This window comes from Herbaspirillum sp. WKF16, assembly GCF_028993615.1.
In the GTDB taxonomy this organism is placed as follows: Bacteria; Pseudomonadota; Gammaproteobacteria; order Burkholderiales; family Burkholderiaceae_D; genus Herbaspirillum.
The window spans coordinates 692,049-716,055 of record NZ_CP118632.1; the positions used below are offsets into that span (position 1 = coordinate 692,049).

At 65.9% G+C, this 24,007-nt stretch carries 24 protein-coding genes; 14 read left to right on the forward strand and 10 right to left on the reverse strand.

What is annotated here, in order from left to right:
* Positions 1-110: 110 nt before the first annotated feature.
* The 5 genes from Herbaro_RS03065 to Herbaro_RS03085 all read right to left on the reverse strand — a co-directional run bounded on the left by Herbaro_RS03065 (position 111) and on the right by Herbaro_RS03085 (position 3,088).
* Positions 111-437, reverse strand: a complete 327-nt coding sequence (locus Herbaro_RS03065) for a barstar family protein (protein ID WP_275012377.1) — start codon at positions 435-437, stop codon at positions 111-113.
* A gap of 12 nt (positions 438-449) precedes the next feature.
* Positions 450-896: an ExbD/TolR family protein gene (locus Herbaro_RS03070; RefSeq protein WP_275012378.1), complete on the reverse strand. Its 447-nt coding sequence runs from the start codon at positions 894-896 to the stop codon at positions 450-452.
* Positions 893-1,594 carry a MotA/TolQ/ExbB proton channel family protein gene (locus Herbaro_RS03075; RefSeq protein ID WP_275012379.1) on the reverse strand — a complete coding sequence of 234 codons (702 nt, stop codon included), beginning with the start codon at positions 1,592-1,594 and terminating at the stop codon, positions 893-895. Before Herbaro_RS03075 ends, Herbaro_RS03070 begins: the two co-directional genes overlap by 4 nt.
* 143 nt (positions 1,595-1,737) lie before the next feature.
* Positions 1,738-2,544, reverse strand: a complete 807-nt coding sequence (gene dapB, locus Herbaro_RS03080) for a 4-hydroxy-tetrahydrodipicolinate reductase (protein ID WP_275012380.1) — start codon at positions 2,542-2,544, stop codon at positions 1,738-1,740.
* A gap of 13 nt (positions 2,545-2,557) precedes the next feature.
* On the reverse strand, positions 2,558-3,088 hold the full coding sequence (locus Herbaro_RS03085) for an outer membrane protein assembly factor BamE (RefSeq protein ID WP_275012381.1): 531 nt from the start codon (positions 3,086-3,088) through the stop codon (positions 2,558-2,560).
* 93 nt (positions 3,089-3,181) lie between these two features.
* Here Herbaro_RS03085 and fur point away from each other — a divergent pair, with 93 nt between their 5' ends.
* Positions 3,182-3,607: a ferric iron uptake transcriptional regulator gene (gene fur, locus Herbaro_RS03090; RefSeq protein ID WP_013232645.1), complete on the forward strand. Its 426-nt coding sequence runs from the start codon at positions 3,182-3,184 to the stop codon at positions 3,605-3,607.
* A 133-nt stretch (positions 3,608-3,740) separates the two neighbouring features.
* Here fur and hrcA read toward each other — a convergent pair whose 3' ends face one another.
* Positions 3,741-4,766: a heat-inducible transcriptional repressor HrcA gene (hrcA, locus tag Herbaro_RS03095; protein WP_275012382.1), complete on the reverse strand. Its 1,026-nt coding sequence runs from the start codon at positions 4,764-4,766 to the stop codon at positions 3,741-3,743.
* 51 nt (positions 4,767-4,817) lie between these two features.
* Positions 4,818-5,567: an HAD family hydrolase gene (locus tag Herbaro_RS03100; RefSeq protein WP_275012383.1), complete on the reverse strand. Its 750-nt coding sequence runs from the start codon at positions 5,565-5,567 to the stop codon at positions 4,818-4,820.
* 36 nt (positions 5,568-5,603) lie between these two features.
* On the opposite strand from Herbaro_RS03100, the gene Herbaro_RS03105 reads away from it, so the two are divergent.
* The 7 genes from Herbaro_RS03105 (at position 5,604) to can (ending at position 15,137) form a co-directional block, all read left to right on the forward strand.
* Positions 5,604-6,521: an NAD kinase gene (locus Herbaro_RS03105; RefSeq protein WP_275012384.1), complete on the forward strand. Its 918-nt coding sequence runs from the start codon at positions 5,604-5,606 to the stop codon at positions 6,519-6,521.
* Positions 6,522-6,594: 73 nt separating this feature from the next.
* Positions 6,595-8,241 (forward strand): DNA repair protein RecN, encoded by a 1,647-nt coding sequence (gene recN / locus Herbaro_RS03110; protein WP_275013947.1) that lies wholly within the window; start codon positions 6,595-6,597, stop codon positions 8,239-8,241.
* 13 nt (positions 8,242-8,254) lie between these two features.
* A complete protein-coding gene (gene hemH / locus Herbaro_RS03115) occupies positions 8,255-9,364 on the forward strand; it encodes a ferrochelatase (protein ID WP_275012385.1) in 1,110 nt (369 codons plus the stop codon).
* Between the two features lie 677 nt (positions 9,365-10,041).
* Positions 10,042-10,620, forward strand: coding sequence for a nucleotide exchange factor GrpE (gene grpE, locus Herbaro_RS03120; protein WP_275012386.1), 579 nt, complete (start codon positions 10,042-10,044; stop codon positions 10,618-10,620).
* A gap of 146 nt (positions 10,621-10,766) precedes the next feature.
* Positions 10,767-12,713, forward strand: a complete 1,947-nt coding sequence (dnaK, locus tag Herbaro_RS03125) for a molecular chaperone DnaK (RefSeq protein ID WP_275012387.1) — start codon at positions 10,767-10,769, stop codon at positions 12,711-12,713.
* A 258-nt stretch (positions 12,714-12,971) separates the two neighbouring features.
* Positions 12,972-14,102, forward strand: a complete 1,131-nt coding sequence (gene dnaJ / locus Herbaro_RS03130; protein WP_275012388.1) for a molecular chaperone DnaJ — start codon at positions 12,972-12,974, stop codon at positions 14,100-14,102.
* A gap of 357 nt (positions 14,103-14,459) precedes the next feature.
* The gene (gene can / locus Herbaro_RS03135) at positions 14,460-15,137 is read left to right on the forward strand and encodes a carbonate dehydratase (protein ID WP_275012389.1); all 678 of its coding nucleotides are present in this window, start codon (positions 14,460-14,462) and stop codon (positions 15,135-15,137) included.
* Positions 15,138-15,221: 84 nt separating this feature from the next.
* Here can and panB read toward each other — a convergent pair whose 3' ends face one another.
* The 3 genes from panB to Herbaro_RS03150 all read right to left on the reverse strand — a co-directional run bounded on the left by panB (position 15,222) and on the right by Herbaro_RS03150 (position 17,119).
* Positions 15,222-16,049: a 3-methyl-2-oxobutanoate hydroxymethyltransferase gene (panB, locus tag Herbaro_RS03140; RefSeq protein ID WP_275012390.1), complete on the reverse strand. Its 828-nt coding sequence runs from the start codon at positions 16,047-16,049 to the stop codon at positions 15,222-15,224.
* A 7-nt stretch (positions 16,050-16,056) separates the two neighbouring features.
* A complete protein-coding gene (locus Herbaro_RS03145) occupies positions 16,057-16,698 on the reverse strand; it encodes a deoxynucleoside kinase (protein WP_275012391.1) in 642 nt (213 codons plus the stop codon).
* A 67-nt stretch (positions 16,699-16,765) separates the two neighbouring features.
* Positions 16,766-17,119 carry a DMT family protein gene (locus Herbaro_RS03150; protein ID WP_275012392.1) on the reverse strand — a complete coding sequence of 118 codons (354 nt, stop codon included), beginning with the start codon at positions 17,117-17,119 and terminating at the stop codon, positions 16,766-16,768.
* Between the two features lie 369 nt (positions 17,120-17,488).
* On the opposite strand from Herbaro_RS03150, the gene Herbaro_RS03155 reads away from it, so the two are divergent.
* From Herbaro_RS03155 to Herbaro_RS03180, 6 genes are all read left to right on the forward strand, one after another.
* Positions 17,489-18,538, forward strand: coding sequence for a coiled-coil domain-containing protein (locus tag Herbaro_RS03155; protein ID WP_275012393.1), 1,050 nt, complete (start codon positions 17,489-17,491; stop codon positions 18,536-18,538).
* Positions 18,539-18,548: 10 nt separating this feature from the next.
* Positions 18,549-18,917, forward strand: a complete 369-nt coding sequence (locus Herbaro_RS03160; protein ID WP_275012394.1) for a response regulator — start codon at positions 18,549-18,551, stop codon at positions 18,915-18,917.
* A 42-nt stretch (positions 18,918-18,959) separates the two neighbouring features.
* Positions 18,960-19,283 (forward strand): STAS domain-containing protein, encoded by a 324-nt coding sequence (locus Herbaro_RS03165; RefSeq protein ID WP_275012395.1) that lies wholly within the window; start codon positions 18,960-18,962, stop codon positions 19,281-19,283.
* Positions 19,280-21,523 (forward strand): chemotaxis protein CheA, encoded by a 2,244-nt coding sequence (locus Herbaro_RS03170; RefSeq protein WP_275012396.1) that lies wholly within the window; start codon positions 19,280-19,282, stop codon positions 21,521-21,523. Before Herbaro_RS03165 ends, Herbaro_RS03170 begins: the two co-directional genes overlap by 4 nt.
* 23 nt (positions 21,524-21,546) lie before the next feature.
* Positions 21,547-23,334, forward strand: a complete 1,788-nt coding sequence (locus Herbaro_RS03175; protein WP_275012397.1) for a methyl-accepting chemotaxis protein — start codon at positions 21,547-21,549, stop codon at positions 23,332-23,334.
* 67 nt (positions 23,335-23,401) lie between these two features.
* Complete coding sequence (locus Herbaro_RS03180) at positions 23,402-24,004, forward strand: chemotaxis protein CheW (RefSeq protein ID WP_275012398.1); 603 nt, start codon at positions 23,402-23,404, stop codon at positions 24,002-24,004.
* The last annotated feature ends 3 nt before the right edge of the window (positions 24,005-24,007 follow it).

Genomic DNA, 24,007 nt, shown 5'->3' on the forward strand with positions numbered 1-24,007 from the left:
CAACCGATGCGTCGGCGCGCTATTTCATTTAGTCCGTCGTCCCCGCGGAAGCGGGGACCCAGCGGCGCTCGTTGCACATTACCCAACCCCCCGTCAGCGCAGGGCCGAGCTTATTTCCAGATCAGCTCGATCATCGGCGCTTCTTCGTAATCCTCGCAGCGGTCGTTGATCGCCGTGCAGCAGAATTCCACATCTTCCACCAGGTCCGGCAGGCGCTTGTGCAGCTCGGCGCTGCCGCTGATCTCGATGCGCAGCATTTCCTTGGGCTTGAGCCTGAACCTGGTCATGCCGTCCTCATCGCGCAGGTAGGACAGGCAGTCGACCCAGGCATCCATGTTGCGGCCATAGAAATCCGGGAAGCCGAAGGCTTGCGCCGATTCGGTGTGGAAGCTGTCCCAGTCGGTGATGCGGTCGCCCGCGAGTTGTACGGTTGCCATGATTGCGTATGCCTACTGTGTCGCCGGGGCGCCTTGCGCCGCGCCGGGTTTGGGATCGGTGACGAAGCCCAGCTTGGTCAGGCCCGCGCCCTGGGCGGCGGACATGACTTCGGCGATGGCTTCGTAGCGGGTGGATTTGTCGGCGCGCAGCTGCATTTCCGGTTGCGGCTTCCTGGCCGCGGCGGCGGCCAGGCGCGCGTCCATGTCGGCGGCGCTGACCGGCTGGTCGTTCCAGTACAGCTTGCCGGCGGCGTCGATGCCGACCGTGACGGTCTCGGGCTTTTCGGGCGCCGGCTGCGACTTGGCGGTGGGCAGGTCGAGCTTGAGCGCGTGCGTGAACATCGGCGCCGAGATGATGAAGATGACCAGCAGCACCAGCATCACATCCACCATGGGCGTGACGTTGATGTCGGCCATCGGCGCCGAGTTCTGGTTGTCGTTGAAGCCGCCGAAACTCATGGCTGCCTCCGGTCGCCGCCGACGCGCTCGCCGGTGGTGAGATAGGCGTGCAAGTCGTGCGCGAAGCCGTCCAGCTCGGCCAGCACCACGCGGTTGATGCGGGTGAAGGCGTTGTAGGCCAGCACGGCGGGGATCGCCACCACCAGGCCCAGCGCGGTCATGATCAGCGCTTCGCCCACCGGGCCGGCGACCTTGTCGATCTGCACCGTGCCGCTGGCCGAGACCGCCGCCAGCGCGTGATAGATGCCCCAGACGGTGCCGAACAGGCCGACGAAGGGCGCGGTCGAGCCGACCGACGCCAGGAGCGTCAGGCCGCGTTCCAGGCGCGCCGAGACGCGGTTGATCTCGCGCCGTAGCGTGCGCGTGATCAGTTCGTCGGGCGCGGTGGCGGCGTTGAGCGAGGGCGCGGCCTGCTGGCGGTTGAAGATGCCGGCCGCCTCGGAGGCGCGTTCGGCCATGGGGGTGTAGATCAGTTCGCTGTCGACGCCTTGCATGGCGGCCACGGCGTCGCCCAGCGAGGGCGCCTGCCAGAACTGCTCCAGCGCGTTGCTGCTGCGGCGGATGCGCCACGCGGCCCAGGCCTTGGAGAGGATGTAGAACCAACTGGCGATCGACATCATCAGCAGCAGGTAGGCCACGGTATGGGAGACGGCATCGCCTTGCGCCCAGTAGTGGGCAAAGCCTACGTTGGATTCCATGTTGTCATTCTTTCGGGAAAAATCGCCCGGCCGGGCGGAGGGGTAAGCGCCTGGTGCTTGGAGCGGTGGGCCGCAAAAAAATTCGCTGCCGGACCTGGGCGGGTGCGGCAGCGAATCGCATGGCGGGTTCGTGGGGCCTGGACTTAGCGCAAGCCCAGCACGTCCTGCATGTCGTACAGGCCGGCCTGCTTGCCGCCCAGGAAGCGCGCGGCGCGCAGGCTGCCCATGGCGTAGGCGACGCGGCTGGACGACTTGTGCGAGATCTCGATGCGCTCGCCGATGCCGGCGAACAGCACGGTGTGGTCGCCGATGATGTCGCCGCCGCGCACGGTGGCAAAGCCGATCGAGGAAGGATCGCGTTCGCCGGTCACGCCTTCGCGCGCATAGACGGCGACGTCGTCGAGCTTCTGGCCGAGCGCGCCGGCGATCACCTCGCCCATCTTCAGCGCGGTGCCGGAGGGAGCGTCGACCTTGAAGCGGTGGTGCGCTTCGATGATCTCGATATCGTAGCCCTGGGCGAAATTCTTGGCCGCCATTTCCAGCAGCTTGAGGGTCACGTTCACGCCCACGCTCATGTTGGGCGCGGCCATGATGGCGGTCTTTTGGGCGGCTGCGGCGATGGCGTCCTTGCCCGGCTGTTCGAAGCCGGTGGTGCCGATCACCACTTTCACGCCGTGCGCGGCGCAGTACTCGATGTGCTTCAGGGTGCCTTCGGGGCGGGTGAAATCGATCAGCACGTCGACGCCGGCCAGGCCCCTGGCAAGGTCGGATTCGATCGTCACGCCGGTGGGCTTGCCCAGGAAGGCGCCGGGATCGGTGCCGACGGCGGCCGAGCCGGGGGCGTCCAGTGCGCCGGCCAGCTTCAGGTCGTCGGCGTTGAGGATGGCTTCGATCAGCATGCGGCCCATGCGCCCGGAGGCGCCGGCTACCGCGACGTTCAATACGGTCATAGGAATCTCGGGATTACCGGTTGGCGGAGGACGGCGCCGACGGCGAGGCCGGCTTGATGTTGGTGTCCGACAGCGCCGGCTTGGCGCCCACCTTGGAATTGGTGATCAGGGTCAGGTATTCGCTCTCGGTGGGCAGGTCCTGGCCGCCTTCTACGTGCTCCAGCAGGTCGTCCTTGAAGAATACCGAGACGCGGCTGGTCATGAGCTCGCCGCTGCCCTTGTGCAGGCGGAAGTCGTAGTCCCAGCGGTTGGAGTGGAAGATGTCGTTGAGCAGCGGCGTTCCCAGCACGAAGCGGACCTGGTCGCGCGTCAGGCCCGGGCGCAGCTGGGCGACCATTTCCTTGGAGACGAAGTTGCCTTGCTGGATGTCGATGCGATAGGGCTTGAAGAAGCCCAGCACGCCGCTGCTCTTGCCGGAGACCTTCACGCCCGCGTTGTCGGCGTCGGCGGTCTTCTCCGGCGCCTTGGTGGAGGAGCAGCCGGCCAGCACAACGGCGAGGGCCGCGCACAGGACGGCGGCGGCAGGTTGGTAACGAGACTTCATTCGGGAGAGCATTCGCATAAAGATTTCAACCGGGTTGAGCCATGGGCCTAAAACACTATATGATAAGCCAGATAACCGGGAATTTACTGAACCATGCCTAATAATCCATCCGAACTGAAAGCCAGCGGCCTCAAGGCCACCCTGCCGCGGCTGAAGATCCTCGAGATCTTCCAGAACACCTCCGTGCGCCACCTCAGCGCCGAAGACGTCTACAAACAGTTGCTGTCCGACAATCTGGACGTCGGCCTGGCAACCGTCTACCGCGTGCTGACCCAGTTCGAGCAGGCCGGCCTGCTGCAGCGTAATCACTTCGAGACCGGCAAGGCCGTGTTCGAGCTCAACGAAGGCTCGCACCACGATCACCTGGTCTGCTTGGACTGCGGCAAGGTCGAGGAATTCTTCGACGCCGAGATCGAAAAGCGCCAGCTCAAGATCGCCCAGGAGCATGGTTTCGAAATCGCCGACCACGCGCTGGCGCTGTACGGTCATTGCAAGAATTGCAAGAAGCTGAAGAAGTGATGTGAAGATGACGGCGGCCTTTGCCGCCATCACCACAACGAATTTTTGCCCGGCTTTACAGCGGCAAGAAAATGAAAAAGCCACGTGAGCGCACGTGGCTTTTCTTTTTTGCGGCGGGCGCCGCGACCTTGGCTCAGTGCTGGCTCAGCGCGCTGGAGAGCAGCTTGGCGGTGATGTCGACGATGGGAATCACGCGCTCGTAGGCCATGCGGGTCGGCCCGATCACGCCCAGCGTGCCGACGATGCGGCCGTTGACTTCATAGGGCGCGGTGACGATGCTCATGTCGTCCATCGGCACCAGCTGTGATTCGCCGCCGATGAAGATCTGCACGCCGGTGGCCTTGCTGGACACGTCCAGCAGCTGCAGCAGGCCGGTCTTTTGTTCGAACATGTCGAACAGGCGGCGCAGCGAATTCATATTGGACGACAGGTCGGTGACCGACAGCAGGTTGCGTTCGCCGGAGATGACCACGTTGTTGTCGGCGTCTTCGCTCATGGCGTCGCTGCCGGCCTCGACGGCGGCCTGCATCAGCACGGTCATGTCGTCGCGCAGCTGGCGCAGCTCGCTCTGCAGGCGCAGGCGCACCTGCTCGAAGGACTGGCCGGCGTAATGCTGGTTGATGTAGTTGGCGGCCTGGGTCAGCTGGCTGGGCGTGTAGTCGACCTCGGTGAGCAGCATGCGGTTTTGCACATCGCCGCCATGGTCGACGATCACCAGCAGGATGCGCTTTTCCGACAGGCGCAGGAACTCGATCTGCTGGAACGCCGACTCGCGCTTGGGCGTGAGCACCACGCCGGCGAACTGCGACAGCGAGGACAGCACCTGGGCGGCGTTGGTGATGATCTTTTGCGGCGAGGAATTTTGCAGGCGGTTTTGCAGGCGGCTTTCCAGCGCGCTCTCGTCGATCGCCTCCACCGTCAGCAGGGTGTCGACGAACATCCGATAGCCGCGCGGCGTCGGCACGCGGCCGGCCGAGGTGTGCGGGCTGGCGACGAAGCCCATCTCCTCGAGATCGGCCATGATGTTGCGGATGGTGGCCGGCGACAGTTCCAGGCCGGACAGCTTCGACAGCGCGCGCGAACCCACCGGCTGGCCGTCGGCGATGTACCGTTCGACCAGCGCCTTCAAGAGTGTGCGGGCGCGGTTATCGAGTTGCATGAGCCATATTCTAACGAGTTATCGGGCGAAGCGGCCGTTATTCGCCGCCGCTCAGGTTTGAGCGGCCTGCGCGTCCAGCCAGTCGGCCAGTTCGTGCAGGTCGCGGCAGACGGCGTCGGGCACGATGCCCTGCGGCAGGACGCGCCCGAAGCGGTTCATCCAGACCGCGCGCAGGCCGGCCTGCTGGGCGCCTTGCACGTCGAGCTGCAGGTCGTCGCCGACATACACGGTCTCGGCCGGCGCCACGCCCAGCGCATCGCAGGCGGCGTGGAAGATGGCGGCGTCGGGCTTGGCGCGGCCGAAGCGGTGGGCGGCGATGGAAACGCCGAAATGGGCGGCCAGGCCGATCCGCTCAAGGTCGGCGAAGCCATTGGACACCGAGCCCAGTGTCAGCGTGCGCTTGAGCTTTTGCAGCGCCGGTTCGACGTCGGCGAACAGGTCCACGGTGCTGCGCGCCTCGGAAAACAGCGCCATCGCCTCATCCACCCGCGCCACGTCCTCGCCATGCTCGGCGAACACCTCGGTCAGCGCGGCATGGCGCAGCTTCCACAGGTCGATGCGGTAGAGCGGGTCGCTCTGCATCAGCGCCATACGGCGCTCGCGCAGGGTGGCGGCGGTGTGCGCGGCGGCCACACGCGGCGCGTTGGCGCGCAGCCATTCGTAGAGCAGGCCTTCGGCGCGCACCAGCACCGGTTCGATCGCCCAGAGCGTATCGTCGAGGTCGAACAGCACGGCCCTGATGGCGGCGCGGGAGGCGGCCGGCGACGTCGGGGAGGAGGGGGCGGTGGCAGGTGGTTTCATTACAAAGTCATCTCAAATTATGGTCTAATCCGCAGCATGTGGCCCATCAAATTACCCGTCCAGGCAGCCGTCCCCAAAACCGTCGCGATCGTCGGCAAGTTCCAGGCCGTCGGCATCGCGCAGATCCTGTCGGAGATCGCCGTGTTCCTCGAATCGCACGGCCATACCGTGGTGTTCGAAGCGGAGACTGCGGACAACGTCGCGCTGCAGGGATATGACAGCATGACGCCGGAGCAGATCGGCACGCATGCCGACGTCGCCATCGTGGTCGGCGGCGACGGCACCATGCTGGGCATCGCGCGCCAGCTCGCGCCCTACAACGTGCCGCTGATCGGCATCAACCAGGGACGGCTGGGCTTCATTACCGACATCTCTCAGGATCGCATGATACCGGCTCTGGGCGATATGCTGGACGGCAAGGTCGAGGCCGAGTCGCGTTCGCTGCTGGAAGCGCGGGTCTACCGCGAGGGCGCGGAGATCTTCCGCGCGCTGGCATTGAACGACGTTGTGGTGGCGCGCGGCGCCACTTCCGGCATGGTCGAGCTGCGCGTCGAGGTCGACGGCCGCTTCATGTACAACCAGCGCTCGGACGGCCTGATCGTGGCCACGCCCACCGGTTCCACCGCGTATTCGCTGTCGGCCGGCGGCCCCATCCTGCATCCCAGCCTGCATGGCATCGTGCTGGTGCCGATCTCGCCGCACGCGCTGTCGAACCGCCCCATCACGGTATCGGACTCGTGCGAGATCGTGATCCAGGTGGTGGCCGGCCGCGAGGTCAGCGCCAACTTCGACATGCAGTCGCTGACCAGCGTGCTGCACGGTGACCGCATCGTGATCCGCCGCTCGGCGCACAAGATCACCTTCCTCCATCCCGAGGGATGGAGCTATTTCGACACCCTGCGGCAGAAGCTGCACTGGAATGAATATCCCTCCATCGAGGGCAGACTACAATAAGCGGCGGCGTCATCCGGGCGTCACGATGACGCCCGACACTGGCAGTTCGCTCACAATACACTCCAAGACCACCATGCTGCGTACCCTTACGATCCGCGACTTTGTGATTGTCGATGCCATCGAGCTCGAATTCGCCCGCGGGTTTTCCGTCTTCACCGGTGAAACCGGCGCCGGCAAGTCCATCCTGATCGATGCGCTGGCGCTTGCCCTGGGCGGCCGCGGCGACGCCAGCGTGGTGCGCGAGGGCGCCGCCAAGGCCGACATCACGGCCGATTTCGCCGCCACCCCCGAGGTGCAGGCGTGGCTGGACGAACACGAATTCGCCGACGAGGAAGGCGGCGTGCTGCTGCGCCGGGTGATCGACAACGCCGGGCGCTCCAAGGCCTACGTCAACGGCATCGCCGCCACCGCCGGCCAGTTGCGCGAGCTGGGCGAGATGCTGGTCGACATCCACGGCCAGCATGCGCACCAGTCGCTGATGAAGCTGGATGCCCAGCGCCAGTTGCTGGACAGCCAGGCCGGCTTGCTGGAGCAGGCGCGCGAGGTCGCCGCCGCCCATAAGACCTGGCGCGCGCTGGCCAGGCAGCGCGAGGAATTCGAACAGAACGCGCGCAACGTGCTGCTGGAGCGCGAGCGCCTGGAGTGGCAGGTGGCCGAGCTGGAAAAGCTGGCCGTCAAGCCCGGCGAGTGGGCCGAGATCAGCGCCGAGCACAGCCGCCTGTCGCACGCGGCCGCGCTGATCGGCGGCGCCCAGGAGGCGCTGGCGGCGATCTCCGAATCCGAGTCGCCGATCCTCTCGCAGCTGTCCGCCATCGCCCAGAAGCTGGGCAAGCTGGTCGACGTGGATGTCGCCTTGAAGCCGGTGCTCGATGCGCTGGAGCCGGCGCAGATCCAGCTGCAGGAGGCGGTGTACGCGCTCAATGATTACCTGGGCCGGGTCGAGCTCGATCCGGCGCGCCTGCAGGCGGTGGAAGAGCGGCTCGACGCGGTGCACTCGGCCGCGCGCCGGTTCCATGTGCCGGCGGACGACCTGCCGCAGGAGTTCATCTCGTTGTCCGAACAGCTGCAGCAGCTGGCCGACGCCAGCGACCTCGACGCGATGCGCGCGCAGGAAGACAAGCTCAAGTCGGCCTATCTCGGCCAGGCGCAAAAGCTTTCCAAGGCGCGTGCCAAGGCCGCCGCCGCGCTGGGCGAGGCGGTGACGGCGGCAATGCAGGACCTGTCGATGGCCGGCGGCCGTTTCTCGATCGCCCTGAACGACTGCGAACCCGCGGCCTATGGCCTGGAGCAGGTCGAGTTCCTGGTGGCCGGTCACGCCGGCGTGGCGCCGCGACCGCTGGCCAAGGTCGCCTCCGGCGGCGAACTGGCGCGCATCTCGCTGGCCATCTCGGTGATTGCCTCGGCCGCCACCAGCACCCCCACGCTGATCTTCGATGAGGTCGACAGCGGCATCGGCGGCGCCGTGGCCGAAGTGGTCGGCCGCCTGTTGAAGCGCCTGGGGCAGGAGCGCCAGGTGCTGTGCGTGACCCACTTGCCGCAGGTGGCCAGCCAGGCCAACCAGCACTTCCAGGTCAGCAAGAAAAACGAGGCCGGCCGCACGCTGTCGCAGATCGACGGCCTCGACGCCAAGGCGCGCGTGGAAGAGATCGCGCGCATGCTGGGCGGCCTGGAAATCACCGCTACCACCCGCAAGCACGCGCGCGAGCTGCTGGCTTCATGAGAACCTGATACCGATGGCCTTCCGCACAGAACCCAGCCATATCCATGGCAGCACGCCGTCCAGCGCGGTGGTGCTGGTCAACCTCGGCACCCCGGACGCGCCCGATGCGCGCGCCGTGCGGCGCTACCTGAAACAATTCCTGTCCGATTCGCGGGTGGTGGAAATACCGCGCGCGGTCTGGTGGTTCATCCTCCACGGCATCATCCTGCCGTTCCGCTCCTCGAAGTCGGCCGAGAAGTACGCCAGCATCTGGAGCGAGCAGGGTTCGCCGCTGAAGGTGCATACCGAACGCCAGGCTGCCGCGCTGGGCGCGCAGCTGCATGCGCGCGGCCATCACCAGCTGCGGGTGGTCTACGCGATGCGCTACGGCAGCCCGGCCCTGCCCGAGGTGCTGGACCAACTCAAGGCGCAGGGCTGCACCCGCATCCTGGTGCTGCCGGCCTATCCGCAGTATTCGGGCACCACCACCGCCTCGATCTTCGACTCGGTGTTCGAGCACTACCGCCGCGTGCGCAACGTGCCCGAGCTGCGCATGATCCGCGATTACCACGACCACGACGGCTACATCCAGGCGTTGTGCCGCTCGGTGCTCGACCATTGGGCGCTTAACGGCCGGCCGGACAAGCTGGTGATGAGCTTCCACGGCGTGCCCAGGCGCACGCTGCTGCTGGGCGATCCTTACCACTGCGAATGCCATCGCACCGCGCACCTCCTGGCCGAGGCCCTGGGCCTGGCGCCGGAGCAGTACTTGGTCACCTTCCAGTCGCGCTTCGGCAAGGCCGAATGGCTGCAGCCCTATACCGCGCCGACGCTGCAGGAGCTGGCGCGCCAGGGTGTGCGGCGGGTCGATGTGATGTGCCCGGGCTTCACCAGCGACTGCCTGGAAACGCTGGAAGAAATCGCCATGGAAGCCAAGGCCGAGTTCCTGCACGCGGGCGGCGAGGCCTTTCATTTCATCCCCTGCCTTAACGAGGCTCCGGACTGGATCGACGGCATGGTCGACATCGTCGAGCAGCACCTGGCCGGCTGGCCGACCATGAGCAATGCCGCCGCCCGCGAGGACGCTGCGCGGCAGGCGGCGATCGCCGCGCAGCGCGCCGCCGCGATGGGTGCGCCGGGCTGAGGCTCGGCTTTTCCCTTCTTCCTTTCTCCTGACGCCCGGATTCGGCGGAAAGCCGCCTGCGGCCTGCTAGAATAGCGGGCTACCCGGTTGCGCGCGGGCAATGCGCCGCTTGCCGGAACGACAAGACGCGGCATGCTCTTCGACAAAAGAAGAAGGGGAGGGGCTGGCGGAAGGCGGGCGGCGTCGGCGGGAAATCAGCCGCGCAGCCGCGCAGCCGCGCGACAGGACTACAGTGCGTACAGGCCGACCAGGTGAGAATAGCTGATCCAGGCGGTAGCCAGGAGGCTGTAGGCGGCGACCAGGATGGTGGCCGCGATCAGTGGCAGTTTCATGGTGTCACCCCATTTGGCGGAAGGAACGGGGCCCGGAGGTCCAGACCGGGCTGTGCCGTATCCAGTTCGCGCTGAGCGCAAACAGGCTCAGGCTTGAATTCATAGTAGAACAAGCGCGTATCAACTTGACGATGGGCTCGGCAAATCGTTTTGGGAGGCGCCGGCAGTTTTCAGGTTGCAGCAGGAGAAACAGGCAAAAACCGGGCAAAAGCGCGGTGAAAGCCCTTGAAAAACCAAGGGTATGCCTTATTTGAGCGGCATTGCCGCGCAGGTGTGCCGGGAAAGGTCGCGACACCGGCGCCCGAGTCGTACATAACTGATTGATTTGTTGGAGGTAATTCAGGAATGCAAGATATGGAAAAACAGGAAGCGCAGAACGAGCAACAGGCCGCGCAAGCCGCCGCTGCTGCTGCCGGCACTGCCGCCGACGCCCCGGCTGACGCCGCCCAGGCGGCTCCCGCCGAGCCGACCCTGGCCGACAAGCTGGCCGCCGCCGAAGCCAAGGCTGCCGAGCTGCAGGACGCCTTCCTGCGCGCCCGCGCCGAAGGCGAGAACATCCGCCGCCGCGCCCAGGACGATATCGCCAAGGCCCACAAGTTCGCCATCGAAGGCTTCGCCGAATCGCTGCTGGCCGTCAAGGACAGCCTGGAAATGGCCCTGAAGATCGAAAACGCCTCGCTGGAATCCCTGAAGGAAGGCGTCGACATGACCTTGAAGCAACTGTCCTCGGCCTTCGAGAAGAACAAACTGCAGGAAGTCAGCCCCCAGGCCGGCGAAAAGCTCGACCCGATGAAGCACCAGGCCGTCTCGGCCGTGCCCGCCGAGCAGGACGCCAATACCGTGGTGGCCGTATTGCAGAAGGGCTACATGATTTCCGACCGTCTGCTGCGCCCGGCGCTGGTGACGGTGGCCCAGGGAAAGTAAGCGGACCGGCGCCTGAGAAAAAAAGGCATGGAAATTGCTTTTCGGCGTGGCTCAGGCGCTTGAAAGTCCGGCTTTCCTCCACATATTAAAACCATTAAAAACTACTGTAGCCCGGCATCCAGGGCTGAAAGAACGAAGGAAAAATCATGGGAAAAATCATCGGTATTGACCTGGGCACCACCAACTCTTGCGTTTCCGTCATGGAAGGCAATGTGCCCAAGGTGATCGAAAACTCGGAAGGCGCGCGCACCACGCCGTCCATCATCGCTTACCAGGAAGACGGCGAGATCCTCGTCGGCGCGCCCGCCAAGCGCCAGGCCGTCACCAACCCGCGCAACACCATCTACGCGTCCAAGCGCCTGATCGGCCGCAAGTTCCAGGAAAAGGAAGTGCAGAAGGACATCAACCTGATGCCCTACGAGATCGTGGCCGCCGACAACGGCGACGCCTGGATCGGCGTGCGCGACAAGAAGCTGGCGCCGCCGCAGATTTCGGCTGAAGTGCTGCGCAAGATGAAGAAGACCGCCGAAGACTACCTCGGCGAAGAAGTCACCGAAGCCGTGATCACCGTGCCGGCCTACTTCAACGACGCGCAGCGCCAGGCCACCAAGGACGCCGGCCGCATCGCCGGCCTGGACGTCAAGCGCATCATCAACGAGCCGACCGCGGCCGCGCTGGCCTTCGGCCTGGACAAGGCCGAAAAGGGCGACCGCAAGATCGCCGTGTATGACCTCGGCGGCGGCACCTTCGACGTCTCCATCATCGAGATCGCCGACGTCGACGGCGAAAAGCAGTTCGAAGTGCTGTCCACCAACGGCGACACCTTCCTGGGTGGCGAAGACTTCGACCAGCGCCTGATCGACTACATCATCGAAGAGTTCAAGAAGATCAACGGCCTGGACCTGTCCAAGGACGCCATCGCCCTGCAGCGCATCAAGGCATCGGCAGAGCGCGCCAAGATCGAGCTGTCGTCCTCGCAGCAGACCGAAATCAACGAGCCGTACATCGCCATGGCCAATGGCGCGCCGGTTCACCTGAACCTGAAGATCACCCGCGCCAAGCTGGAGTCGCTGGTGGAAGAGCTGATCGCCAAGACCATCGAGCCTTGCCGCACCGCCATCAAGGATGCCGGCGTCAAGGTTTCCGAGATCGACGACGTGATCCTGGTCGGCGGCATGACCCGCATGCCCAAGGTCATCGAGAAGGTGAAGGAGTTCTTCGGCAAGGATCCGCGCCGCGACGTCAACCCGGATGAAGCCGTCGCCGTGGGCGCCGCGATCCAGGGTTCGGTGCTCTCGGGCGACCGCAAGGACGTGCTGCTGCTGGACGTGACCCCGCTGTCGCTGGGCATCGAGACCATGGGCGGCGTCATGACCAAGATGATCAAGAAGAACACCACCATCCCGACCAAGTTCAGCCAGGTGTTCTCGACCGCCGACGACAACCAGCCGGCCGTGACCATCAAGGTCTACCAGGGTGAACGCGAGATGGCCGCCGGCAACAAGGGCCTGGGCGAATTCAACCTGGAAGGCATCCCGCCGGCGCCGCGCGGCACCCCGCAGATCGAGGTGACCTTCGACATCGACGCCAACGGCATCCTGCACGTGGGCGCCAAGGACAAGGCCACCGGCAAGGAAAACAAGATCACCATCAAGGCGAACTCGGGCCTGAACGAAGACGAGATCGAAAAGATGGTGCGCGACGCCGAGGCCAACGCCGAGGAAGACAAGAAGCTGCGCGAGCTGGCCGAGAGCCGCAACCAGGGCGACGCCCTGGTGCACTCGACCCGCAAGGCCTTGGGCGAATACGGCGACAAGCTGGCCGCCGGCGAGAAGGAAGTCATCGAAGCCGCCATCAAGGAGCTGGAAGACGTCCTGAAGGCTGACGACAAGGCCGCCATCGACGCCAAGACCGCCGCGCTGGGCACTGCCGCGCAAAAGCTGGGCGAGAAGATGTATGCCGACCAGCAGGCGCAAGCCGCGGCCGGCGGCGCCGCCGGTGCGGCGGGCGCCGGCGCCGCTGAAGGCGCGGCCGGCCACGGCCAGCCCAAGGACGACAACGTCGTCGATGCGGACTTCAAGGAAGTGAAGTAATCCGAGCCTGATCGCAAGATCTGGCCTCGCGCCCGGGGCGAAACCGGCATGGGAAACCGTGCCGGTTTCGCGGCCCGGGCGGATTTTTGAGATGCATCACTCCGGCCGGCGCGGCAGTACTGCGTGGCCGGATACGCCGAGTCCTGCAGCCAAAAGCTGAACTCGGCTTTTTCACATTGTTGGCTTGCGGCAGCGCCGCCGGATGAGGCGAGGCTTCGCGGCACGCGACGCAGCACAATAACAAGGTGGTTAGAGAACATGGCAAAACGCGATTTTTACGAAATTCTCGGCCTGGCGAAAAACGCCACCGACGATGAAATCAAGAAGGCTTATCGCAAACTGGCGATGAAGTACCATCCTGACCGCAATCCCGACAGCAAGGGCGCGGAAGAGAAGTTCAAGGAGGTCAAGGAAGCCTACGAGATGCTGTCCGATCCGCAGAAGCGCGAGGCCTACGACCGCTACGGCCATGCCGGCGTCGATCCCAACATGGGCGCGGGCGGCGGCGCCGGCGCGGGCGGCTTCGCCGATGCCTTCGGCGACATCTTCGGCGACATCTTCGGCGGTGGCGGCGGTGGCCGCGGCCGCAGCTCGGGCCCGCAGGTGTACCGCGGCGCCGACCTGCGCTACAACCTGGAAATCACGCTGGAGCAGGCCGCCCACGGCTTCGACACCACCATCCGCGTGCCGTCCTGGGACGAGTGCGATACCTGCCACGGCAACGGCGCCAAGCCGGGCACCACGCCGGTGACCTGCGCCACCTGCGGCGGTCACGGCCAGGTGCGCATGCAGCAAGGCTTCTTCAGCATCCAGCAGACCTGCCCCAAGTGCCACGGCAGCGGCAAGGTGATTCCCGAGCCGTGCCCGACCTGCGCCGGCGCCGGCCGCATCAAGCGCAACAAGACGCTGGAAGTGAAGATTCCGGAAGGTATCGACGACGGCATGCGCATCCGCTCCTCCGGCAACGGCGAGCCGGGCGTCAACGGCGGCCCGCCGGGCGACCTGTACGTGGAAATCCACATCAAGCCGCACGACGTGTTCCAGCGCGACGGCGACGACCTGCATTGCGAAATGCCGATTTCCTTCGCCAAGGCTGCCCTGGGCGGCGAGATCGAAGCGCCCACGCTCAACGGCAAGGCCTCGTTCTCGATTCCCGAAGGCACCCAGTCGGGCAAGACCTTCCGCCTGCGCGGCAAGGGCATCAAGGGCGTGCGCTCGGGCTTCCCGGGCGACCTGTTCTGCCACGTGGTGGTCGAGACCCCGGTCAAGCTGACCGAGCGCCAGAAGGAACTGCTGCGCGAGTTCGAGCAGCTGACCACCGAAGGCGGCGCCAAGCACAGCCCGCAGACCAAGACCTGGAAGGACAAGGTCAAGGAATTCTTCGAGTAAGCAGTCCATGACCGGCGGCCGCGAGGCCGGCCGGTTTTTCTTGTGCATTTTTCTATACAATGCACACGCGGCGATGCGCCGGCGCCGGGATCCCCGGGGCGGCGCGGCATCAGACCATGCAGACCATGATGCGCCGTGGCAACGCCGAAAGACCCGCGCCCCAAGGGGCCGGATAGCAGCGTCGCGCAGGGGCCGCATTTGCGGGCGCGCGACACCGGCAGCAACACCGCGATCGTCCACAAGATCGCGGAGGCCGCAAGCCGCATGTCTTTCGCTCATCCAACCTCATGCACATGTTGTGCGACGCGCCCGGCGCGTGGCGCGAGCGTGTGCCTGAACAACCAGATCTTGCCGACCATGACAACACCAAGCCCACAAGACATGATCCAGGAACAGCTGCTCAAGGGTAACCGCCGCTGGGCCTCCGAAATCACCGCACGCGATCCGGACTTCTTCACCAAGCTCGGCGCCCAGCGCTCTCCCGAATACATGTGGATCGGCTGCTCCGACAACCGCGTCCCCGCCAACGACCTGCTGGGCCTGCTGCCGGGCGAGCTGTTCGTCCACCGCAACATCGCCAACGTGGTGGTGCATACCGACCTGAACTGCCTGTCGGTGCTGCAGTTCGCCGTCGACGTGCTGAAGGTCAAGCACGTCATCATCTGCGGCCACTACGGCTGCGCGGGTGTGGCCGCGGCGCTGACCAAGCGTCGCGTCGGCCTGGCCGACAACTGGCTGCAGCACGTGCAGGACGTGCACGAGAAGCACGCTCACTGCTTCCATGACGGCATGACCCACACCGAGCAGCACGACCGCCTGTGCGAACTGAACGTGCTGGAGCAGATGGCCAACATCTGCCGCACCACCATCGTCACCGACGCCTGGGAGCGCGGCCAGGAGCTGTCCTTCTATGGCCTGGTCTACGGCGTGCACGACGGCCTGCTGCGCAACCTGACCAAGTCCATCGGCAACGCCGAGGAATGCCAGACGCACCTGGCCGAAGCGCTGGTGCGCTACGACGACGTGCGCGGCTGATTGCGGCCGGCGCGGCCAAGAAAAAAGCCCGGCGCATGCCGGGCTTTTTTTATCCGCGCATCGTCCATGCGATGCGCGGCGCCTTCAGAAGCAATGTTCCTGCGCCGGGAAGCTGCCGTCCTTGACCGCCGCCACATAGGCCTTGACCGCCCCCTCGATGCCGGTGGCGCCGTCCATGAAGTTGCGCACGAAGCGGCTCTTGTGGCCGGGGAACACGCCCAGCATGTCGTGCATCACCAGCACCTGGCCCGAGCAGTCGGGACCGGCGCCGATGCCGATGGTGGGAATGGCGATGCGGTCGCTGACCTCTTTGCCCAAGGCGGCCGGCACCGCCTCGATCACCACCAGCGATGCGCCGGCCTGCTGCACCGCCAGCGCATCGGCGTGCAGCTGGGTGGCGCCGTCGCTGGTCTTGCCTTGCACCTTGAAGCCGCCCAGCTGGTGCACCGATTGCGGCGTCAGGCCGATGTGGGCGCATACCGGGATGCCGCGCTCGGTCAGGAACCTGATCGTGTCGGCCAGCCACACGCCGCCTTCCAGCTTGACCATCTGCGCGCCGGCCTGCATCAGGATGGCGGCGTTCCTGAACGCCTCCTCGCGCGTCGGGTAGGTGCCGAAGGGCAGGTCGGCGATCACCAGCATGGTGCCGGCGCCGCGCGCCACGCTGGCGGTGTGGTAGGCGATGTCGGCGATGGACACCGGCAGCGTCGAATTGTGGCCCTGGCACACCATGCCCAGCGAATCGCCGATGAGCACCGTCTCCACGCCGGCGCGTTCCATCAGCGTGGCGAAGCTGGCGTCGTAGCAGGTCAGCATGGTGATCTTGTCGCCCTTGGCGCGCATCGCCTGCAGCGTGTGCGTGGTCACCGGCTTGCTGCGGGCCGCGCCCGGTTCCTGAAGATAGCCTGCCATTGAAAGTTCAACCTCCCTGATTGAGAAAGGCGCGCATGCCGCGCATCGTTTCGATGTGCTGCAGCAGCACCTGGAGATCGGCATCGCTGTGCGCCGGATCCAGGTGTTCGGTGTTGACGGTCAAGACCGGCGCCTCGTCGTAGTGATAGAAAAAATCGCTGTAGCGCTCGGACAAACGCTGCAGGTAGTCGGCGGAAATCGCTTCCTCCATGCCGATGCCGCGCTGCGCGATGCGTTCCAGCAAGGTCTCCGGCGGCGCCTGCAGATAGATCACCAGGTCCGGCAAGCGCACTTGCGGACGCAGCCGCGCATGCAGTTCCTGGTACAGCTGGAGTTCGTCGCCGGCCAGGGTCAGCTGAGAGAACAGAACGTTCTTCTCCAGCATGAAGTCGGCGACAAAGCGCTCGGCGAGCAGCGCGGGATCCAGCGGCGCCTGCAATTGCGCCATGCGCTGCAGCAGGAAAAACGTCTGGGTCTGAAATGCGTGCCGGGGCGCGTCGCGATAAAACGCTTCCAGGAAAGGATTGGCAGTCGGCTGCTCGAAGATCGCCTGCGCGCCGAACAGCGTCGCCAGGCGGGCGGCCAGCGAGGTCTTGCCGACCCCGATGGGGCCTTCGATTGCGATGTAGCGGTAGCTTTCCAGTTCCATGGGTCCTTCCGGATGCGCCGGGTGCGGCATTGTAGTTGATTTCATCGCGGCGCCCCGGCCGCGACGTTCAGGTGCGGAAGATGAAGAACACCGCGCCCAGCAGGCACAGGCCTGCCCACAGGTAGTCGAGCTTGAACGGCTGGTCCATGTAGATCATGGCGAAGGGCACGAACACGGTGAGCGTGATCGCCTCCTGCATGATCTTCAGCTGGGCCAGGCTGAACTGGGTATAGCCGATGCGGTTGGCCGGCACCTGCAGCAGGTATTCGAACAGGGCGATGGCCCAGCTGATGATGGCGGCGATCCACCATGGCTTGGCCGCCAGGCTGCGCAGGTGGCCGTACCAGGCGAAGGTCATGAACAGGTTGGACAGGGTCAGCAGGCCGGCGGTCTGCGCCCAGACGGGAATGGAGTTGAACATGTGGCTGTCTTCTTCTAATTGGTGTTTTGATAATGTTGAGGCGGCGTCGGCGCATGTGACGGATAACTCAGCAGGAATTCGGCCTTTATTCGTCATAAGGCCGCTGCCGGGGAGCCTGCACAATAAACTTGCCCCTTCTTCCGTGCTGCGGCCGTGCGGCGCCGCATGCGCAGCATGATAGACCGGAAGCCGGGTCGATTAGTGCCTTTGGCCGCGCATGCCCGCAGCAGGCTGAGGAAGGGCAATATTTGGTAAATTCCCGGAATATTGCTAAAAAAACAGTTCAGGCTTGCCGATAACGATGGATGGACGCCGGGGGGACTCCGGTATCTGCTGGTAAAAACAACAACATTTTCTGGATGGGTGGCTGTGAAATCGCTACGCAATATCTTGCCGGTGCTGTGCCTGGTGAACCTGCTGCTGTTCATGCTGCTGTCGCAGCACTGGTGGCTGGGCGGCCTGGTGGGCCTGCTGATCGGAGGCTCTTTCTACCTGACCTGCCTGCCGGCGCCCGATCCGGTCGCCGGCTTGCCCGCGCCGACGCAGGCCGGCGAGGTTGCGGCCGACGGCGCGCTGGCCGGCCTGTTGCAGCGCCTGCTGCCGGTCTGGCAGGGACATGTGCAACTGGCGCGCGGACAGACCAAGTCCGCCATCGACAACCTGACCGCGCGGTTCGTCGGCATCCACGAGCGGCTGGGCGGCGCGCTCGACCTGTCGCAAAGCGGCAAGAATGCCGACGTGCTGCAGGCGATCCAAGCTGCGGCCACGCAGCTCGATGGCATCGCCTCGGCGCTGGAGAGCGTGCTGGCCTCGCGCCAGGCGCTGCTGGCCCGGCTCGACACGCTGGCTGCGGCCAATGACGAGATCCGCCGGCTGGCGCAGGAGAACGAACAGCTGGCCGGCCGTACCGGCGTCACCGACCTCCTCAGCGACGAGCAGAGCTGGCAGGAGCTGGCCGGACGCTCGGCCGAGAACAGCCGCCAGATCGCCACGCGCGCCAAGAACGTGCGGCACCAGATCATCGCCGCCATCGGCAGCGCGGGCGAAGCCTCGGTGGCCGCCGGCGGCATCATCGAGAACCCGCGCGAAGTGATCGACCGCGTCGTGGCCGACTTCCGCGAATCGGCGCTGAAGCTCTCGGCCTCCGTCGAGCAGCTTGAGGGCGAGAACCGGGAAGTCGACCGCGAGGTGTGCGACATCCTGGTCAACCTGCAATTCCAGGACCGCATCAGCCAGATCCTCGACCACGTGCAGCGCGACATCGGCCGCCTGCAGCAGGCCGCCGTCGCGCCCGCGCTGCCATCGCCCGAGCAATGGCTGGCCGACCTGGAAAAGACCTACACCACTCCGGAGCAGCGCCAGATGCACGCCGGCCAGCAGACCAACAACGCACAGCAGTCGCAAGTGGACTTCTTTTGACGGAGCCTTCATGGAAAAATGCATATTGATCGTCGACGATTCATTCAGCCTGCGGCAGACCATTTCGATCGCCCTGAAGGGCGCCGGCTACCAGGTCGTCGAGGCGGCCGATGGCAAGGAGGCGTTGAAGGCGCTGGACGGCCGCAAGTTCAACCTGGTCATCTCCGACCTCAACATGCCCAACCTCGATGGCCTGTCCTTCGTGCGCGAGATGAAGCAGATGCCGGCCTACAAGTTCACGCCGGTGATCATGCTGACCACCGAGAGCAGCGAGGCGCGCAAGCAGGAGGGCAAGGCGATCGGCATCCGCGCCTGGGTCAACAAGCCGTTCCAGCCGCCGGTGCTGCTCGACGCGGTGGCCAAGCTGGTGCAGCCCTGACGGCCACGTAAAACGAATACGGAAAGAACCAAGAGTTTCACCATGCCGCTCAAGCACACCGTCCACAACGGCAAGCTGCTGCTGACCATCGGCGGCGGGCTGACCATCTTCCAGGCTGCCGAGCGCAAGCCTGAGCTGCTGCACGCGCTGTCGTCGGCCGCCGAGGACATTGCGCTGGACCTGTCGGGCGTGGACGAGATCGACACCGCCGGCGTCCAGCTGCTGTTGCTGCTGCAGCGCGAGGCGCGTCGCGGCGGCCGCGGCATCGACGTCGCGGCGTACAGCCCGGCGGTGCTGACCGTGTTCGACCTGCTGCAGCTGCACGGCCTGTTCGGCGCCGGCCCCGGGCAAGAGGGGGCCGCATGAGGAAGGACTCCGCGCGCGACGCCGTGGTGCAGGAGGCCCGCGAACTGCTGGTGGCCATGGAAGCCGCGCTGCTGCAGATCGAAATGGACGGCCCGGGCAAGGACACCATCAACGCCATCTTCCGCGCCGCCCACACCATCAAGGGTTCGGCCGGCCTGTTCGCCTTCGACAGCATCGTGCAGTTCACGCACCAGCTGGAGCACGTGCTGGACAAGGTGCGCAACGAGGAACTGCCGCTGGACGATCACATGATGTCGCTGCTGCTCCAGTGCGGCGACTACATCGGCGAACTGGTCGACGCCATCGAGCGCCGCGAGGAGGGCCAGGAACCCGACCTGAACCGGCGCCAGGCGCTGGAAGCCGAACTGCGCGCGATGGCGCGCAAGGCCGAGGAGCGCGTGGCCGCAGCGCAGGACGCCGCAGCGGCGCCGGGCGCGGAACCTGCGGCCGGCGCCGGGCAGGCGCGCGACGCCGATCTGGCGCGGGCATTGCTGGCCCTGGTCGACGGCGATGCGCCGGCCTCCAACCCGTATTGGCACCTGTCGCTGCAATTCAACGAGGACGTGCTGCGCGACGGCCTCGACCCGTTGTCCTTCCTGCATTACCTGCGCACCCTGGGGCGCATCGTCGCCATCACGCCGGTGCTGGAATACATGCCGGACGCCGCGCAGATGGATCCCGAGAGCTGCTACCTGGGCTTTGAAATCTGCCTGGTCTCGGATTCCACGCTGGAGACGCTGCACAACGTGTTCGAGTTCGTGCGCGACGACAGCCGCATCGACATCCTGCCGCCGCACAGCCCCATGGCCCATTACGCCGCCTTGCTGGCGCGCCTGGGCGAGCAGGGCGCCGCCGCGCTGGGTTGCATGTGGCGCAGCCACGGCGCGCTGAGCGACGAGGAGTGGGGCCGGCTGGGCGGCGCCGGCGTCGATGCGCACGCGGCCGAGCGCGGCCCGGAACACGAATTGCCGCACCTGCGCGCGGCCCCTGCCGCCGCGCTGGCGCTGGACGGCGTGCGTCCGCGCGCGCTGGAAGATCGTCGCGCGCAGGAACAGAAATTCATCAAGATCGAAGTCTCCAAGCTCGATCAGCTGATCGATCTGGTGGGCGAGCTGGTGATCGCCGGCGCCAGCGCGCGACTGGTCGCGCGACGCCGCAAGGACGCCCAGTTCGAGGAAGCCACCCAGGCCATCGACGCGCTGATGGAGCAGATCCGCGACGCCGCGCTGACCTTGCGCATGGTCCAGGTCAGCGAAGTGTTCCAGCGCTTCCCGCGCATCGTGCGCGATATCGCACGCGACCTCGACAAGGACATCGAGCTGGTGCTGACCGGCTCCGAGACCGAGCTCGACAAGTCGATGATCGAACGCATCGCCGATCCGCTGATGCACATCGTGCGCAACGCCATCGACCATGGCATCGAACCCGCGGCCGAGCGCATCGCCGCCGGCAAGCCGCCCAAGGCGACGCTGCAGCTCAATGCCACCCATGAATCGGGCAGCGTGGTGATCGAGGTGATGGACGACGGCCGCGGCATGGATCGCGACCGCATCCTGGCCACCGCCATCCAGCGCGGCCTGACCACCGCGGACGCCGACCTCGCCGACGCCGACATCTATCGCTTCGTGTTCGAGCCGGGTTTCTCCACCGCCCGCCAGGTGACCGCGCTGTCCGGCCGCGGCGTCGGCATGGACGTGGTCAAGCGCAACATCGACGCGCTGCACGGCGAGGTCGCCATCGATACCGAGCGCGGGCGCGGCACCGTGGTGCGCGTGCGCCTGCCGCTGACGCTGGCGATCATCTCCGGCTTCCAGGTGATGGTCGGCAACGCGGTGTTCGTGATTCCGCTGGATATGGTGGTGGAATGCATCGACATGCCGCCGCAGCGCCCCGAGCACAATATCGTCTCGGTACGGGACGAGCCGCTGCCCTTCGTGCACCTGCGCGAACTGTTCGACCTGCCGGCGCGCGAGCGCGGGCGCAACAGCCTGGTGATCGTGCAGTACGGCCAGTTGCGCGCGGGCTTGCTGGTGGACGGCCTGCTGGGCGAATGCCAGGCCGTGATCAAGCCGCTGGGCCGCCTGTTCGGCAAGGTCAAGGGCTTGTCCGGATCGACCATCCTGGGCGACGGCCGGGTGGCGCTGATCATCGATATCCCGCATCTGGTGCAGTACACGCAGCAGCAGGAACACAGCAATCCGCTGACCCAGGCCGAACGCGGCGTGGCGTCGGAACAGTAAATGCCGGCACAGAGGACGACACTATGCAAAATACGATGACCCACAGGATGAGCATCAAGCAGCTCTTCATCTGGCTGGCGCTGGTGCTGTCCATCCTGGTGGCGGTGGTGGTCAGCCTGACCGGCGCGTTGAAGGAGGCCAACCTGGCGCTGGAGCGCGCGCACGAGTCGCGCTACTACTCATCGGCGCTGGCCAACGAACTGCGCCGCACCACCGAGGACATGACCAAGTTCGCGCGCGCCTACGTCACCACGGGAGACCCCAACGACGAAGACCGCTACTACATGATCATGGACATCCGCAACGGCAAGCGCGCGCGTCCGAAGAACTATGAACGCTTCAACTGGGACCTGGTCAGCGCGCGCAAGCTGCCGGCCGACACCGGCGCCAAGCCGGTGCCGCTGACCGACCTGATGAAGCAGTCCGGCTTCACCGAGCAGGAGCTGGGCAAAATGCAGGAGGCCATCGGCGTGGCCGACCAGCTCTCCAGGATCGACATCACCGCCTTCCACGCCGTCAAGGGCGAGTTCGACGACGGCGAGGGCAAGTTCACCGTAGTCGGCGCGCCCAACCAGGCGATGGCCCAGGAGCTGGTGTTCGACCAGACCTATCGCGCCCTGTTCGGCCGTGTGATGAGCCCGATCAACGACTTCCTGCGGCTGGTCGACGAGCGCACCCAGGCCAAGGTGGAGCGTGCGCAGCGCGACTACGTCGACCTCGAGCAGAAGATCTTCTGGCTGCTGGGCGCCTCGGTGCTGTTGCTGTTCGGCTGCCTGTGGTTCGCCTACTGCACGATCCGTTCCCAGATCGGCGGCGAGCCGCGCGACGCCATGACGGTGCTGCGGCGGGTGGCCGAAGGCGACCTCACGGTGGCGGTGCCGCTGCGCAAGAAGGACAAGGTCAGCGTGCTCTACAGCACCCAGCAGATGATCAACAAGTGGACCGACGTGATCGGCGATGTCGGCGGCACCGCCAGCTCGCTGGCCTCGGCCTCGGAGCAGATTTCCTCCTCTTCGCAGGCGCTGTCGCACAACGCTTCGCAGCAGGCCTCCAACGTCGAGGAAACCAGCGCCTCGGTGGAGCAGATCACCGCCACCATCGCCCAGAACGCCGAGAACGCGCGCACCACCGACGGCATCGCCAGCCTCTCGGCCAGCGCGGCCACGGAGGGCGGCGATGCGGTGCGCGAGACGGTGGCGGCGATGAAGCAGATTGCCAGCAAGATCGGCATCATCGACGACATCGCCTACCAGACCAACCTGCTGGCGCTGAACGCGGCCATCGAGGCGGCGCGAGCCGGCGAGCACGGCAAGGGCTTCGCGGTGGTGGCGGCCGAGGTGCGCAAGCTGGCCGAGCGCTCGCAGACCGCGGCCCAGGAAATCATCGCCGTGGCCGAGCAGAGCGTGGGCCTGGCCGAGAAGGCCGGCGGCCTGCTCAACCAGATGGTGCCGTCGATCCGCAAGACCGCCGACCTGGTGCAGGAGATCGCGGCGGCCTCCCACGAACAGTCGGCCGGCCTGGAGCAGATCAACAACGCCGTGCACCAGATGGCGCAGACTACGCAGATGACGGCGTCGGCGTCCGAAGAGCTGTCGTCGACCTCGGAGGAAATGAGCGCGCAGGCGATCCACCTGCAGGACCTGATGCGTTTCTTCCGCGTGGGCGATGCGCGCAAGGTGCCCACACGCCCGGAGACGGTGGTGAACCAGAAGCCCAATATCGGCGCGGAGCCGCGCGTGCGGCGCCTGTCGATGCTGGACGGCGCCGACGGCCAGCCGCCGATCGACGAGTCGTCGTTCAAGCGCTTTTGACATGCGGCCGGCCCGGAGGCCGGCATGAGCAAGATGGACGAAACAGGTTTAGCAAGGGGAGAAGGCAATGCCTAGCGTGTCGTTGAACGGCGATTCCTTCAAGAAGCGTCAGCAGGAAGAAGCGGTCGAGAGCCGCCAGTTCCTGACCTTCCTGGTCGGCGCCGAGAGTTTTGCGATGCCCATCGGCAGTATCCGCGAGATCATCGAATTCGGCGGCCTGACCGAGGTGCCGCTGATGCCCAGTTTCCTGCGCGGGGTCATCAACCTGCGCGGCGCGGTGGTGCCGGTGATCGACCTGGCGGTGCGCTTCGGGCGCGCCCCCACGGTGGTGGCCAAGCGCACCTGCGTCATCATCCTCGAGCTGTTGCAGGACGAGCAGCAGTTGCTGCTGGGCGTGATGGTGGACGCCGTCAGCGCGGTGCTCAGCGTGGAGGCCGGCAGCATCGAGCCGCGCCCCTCTTTCGGCGCCGGCATCCGCGCCGATTTCATCGAGGGCATGATCAACATCAACGGGCGTTTCGTGGTGGTGCTGGACGTGCCGCGCGCGCTGTCGGTGGATGAGCTGGCGAGCCTGCTGGGCATGAGCTCGGACGGCGTGCTGGGCGGCGACGAGCGGGCCGGCGCGGAAGAGCGGATGCTGCGCGCGCATGCCGAAGGGCGGGAGGAATAGCGC

Excerpts from the sequence above, each read along its gene's own strand:
- recN (WP_275013947.1), top strand. The coding sequence starts at position 6,595 with ATGCTGCGTACCCTTACGATCCGCGACTTTGTGATTGTCGATGCCATC.
- dnaJ (WP_275012388.1), top strand. The coding sequence starts at position 12,972 with ATGGCAAAACGCGATTTTTACGAAATTCTCGGCCTGGCGAAAAACGCC.
- hemH (WP_275012385.1), top strand. The coding sequence starts at position 8,255 with ATGGCCTTCCGCACAGAACCCAGCCATATCCATGGCAGCACGCCGTCC.
- Herbaro_RS03105 (WP_275012384.1), top strand. The coding sequence starts at position 5,604 with ATGTGGCCCATCAAATTACCCGTCCAGGCAGCCGTCCCCAAAACCGTC.
- Herbaro_RS03085 (WP_275012381.1), bottom strand. The coding sequence starts at position 3,088 with ATGAAGTCTCGTTACCAACCTGCCGCCGCCGTCCTGTGCGCGGCCCTC.
- Herbaro_RS03100 (WP_275012383.1), bottom strand. The coding sequence starts at position 5,567 with ATGAAACCACCTGCCACCGCCCCCTCCTCCCCGACGTCGCCGGCCGCC.
- Herbaro_RS03075 (WP_275012379.1), bottom strand. The coding sequence starts at position 1,594 with ATGGAATCCAACGTAGGCTTTGCCCACTACTGGGCGCAAGGCGATGCC.
- Herbaro_RS03180 (WP_275012398.1), top strand. The coding sequence starts at position 23,402 with ATGCCTAGCGTGTCGTTGAACGGCGATTCCTTCAAGAAGCGTCAGCAG.
- Herbaro_RS03145 (WP_275012391.1), bottom strand. The coding sequence starts at position 16,698 with ATGGAACTGGAAAGCTACCGCTACATCGCAATCGAAGGCCCCATCGGG.
- Herbaro_RS03170 (WP_275012396.1), top strand. The coding sequence starts at position 19,280 with ATGAGGAAGGACTCCGCGCGCGACGCCGTGGTGCAGGAGGCCCGCGAA.
- Herbaro_RS03165 (WP_275012395.1), top strand. The coding sequence starts at position 18,960 with ATGCCGCTCAAGCACACCGTCCACAACGGCAAGCTGCTGCTGACCATC.
- Herbaro_RS03175 (WP_275012397.1), top strand. The coding sequence starts at position 21,547 with ATGCAAAATACGATGACCCACAGGATGAGCATCAAGCAGCTCTTCATC.
- can (WP_275012389.1), top strand. The coding sequence starts at position 14,460 with ATGACAACACCAAGCCCACAAGACATGATCCAGGAACAGCTGCTCAAG.
- Herbaro_RS03065 (WP_275012377.1), bottom strand. The coding sequence starts at position 437 with ATGGCAACCGTACAACTCGCGGGCGACCGCATCACCGACTGGGACAGC.
- hrcA (WP_275012382.1), bottom strand. The coding sequence starts at position 4,766 with ATGCAACTCGATAACCGCGCCCGCACACTCTTGAAGGCGCTGGTCGAA.
- dapB (WP_275012380.1), bottom strand. The coding sequence starts at position 2,544 with ATGACCGTATTGAACGTCGCGGTAGCCGGCGCCTCCGGGCGCATGGGC.
- Herbaro_RS03150 (WP_275012392.1), bottom strand. The coding sequence starts at position 17,119 with ATGTTCAACTCCATTCCCGTCTGGGCGCAGACCGCCGGCCTGCTGACC.
- dnaK (WP_275012387.1), top strand. The coding sequence starts at position 10,767 with ATGGGAAAAATCATCGGTATTGACCTGGGCACCACCAACTCTTGCGTT.
- Herbaro_RS03160 (WP_275012394.1), top strand. The coding sequence starts at position 18,549 with ATGGAAAAATGCATATTGATCGTCGACGATTCATTCAGCCTGCGGCAG.
- Herbaro_RS03070 (WP_275012378.1), bottom strand. The coding sequence starts at position 896 with ATGAGTTTCGGCGGCTTCAACGACAACCAGAACTCGGCGCCGATGGCC.
- fur (WP_013232645.1), top strand. The coding sequence starts at position 3,182 with ATGCCTAATAATCCATCCGAACTGAAAGCCAGCGGCCTCAAGGCCACC.
- panB (WP_275012390.1), bottom strand. The coding sequence starts at position 16,049 with ATGGCAGGCTATCTTCAGGAACCGGGCGCGGCCCGCAGCAAGCCGGTG.
- grpE (WP_275012386.1), top strand. The coding sequence starts at position 10,042 with ATGCAAGATATGGAAAAACAGGAAGCGCAGAACGAGCAACAGGCCGCG.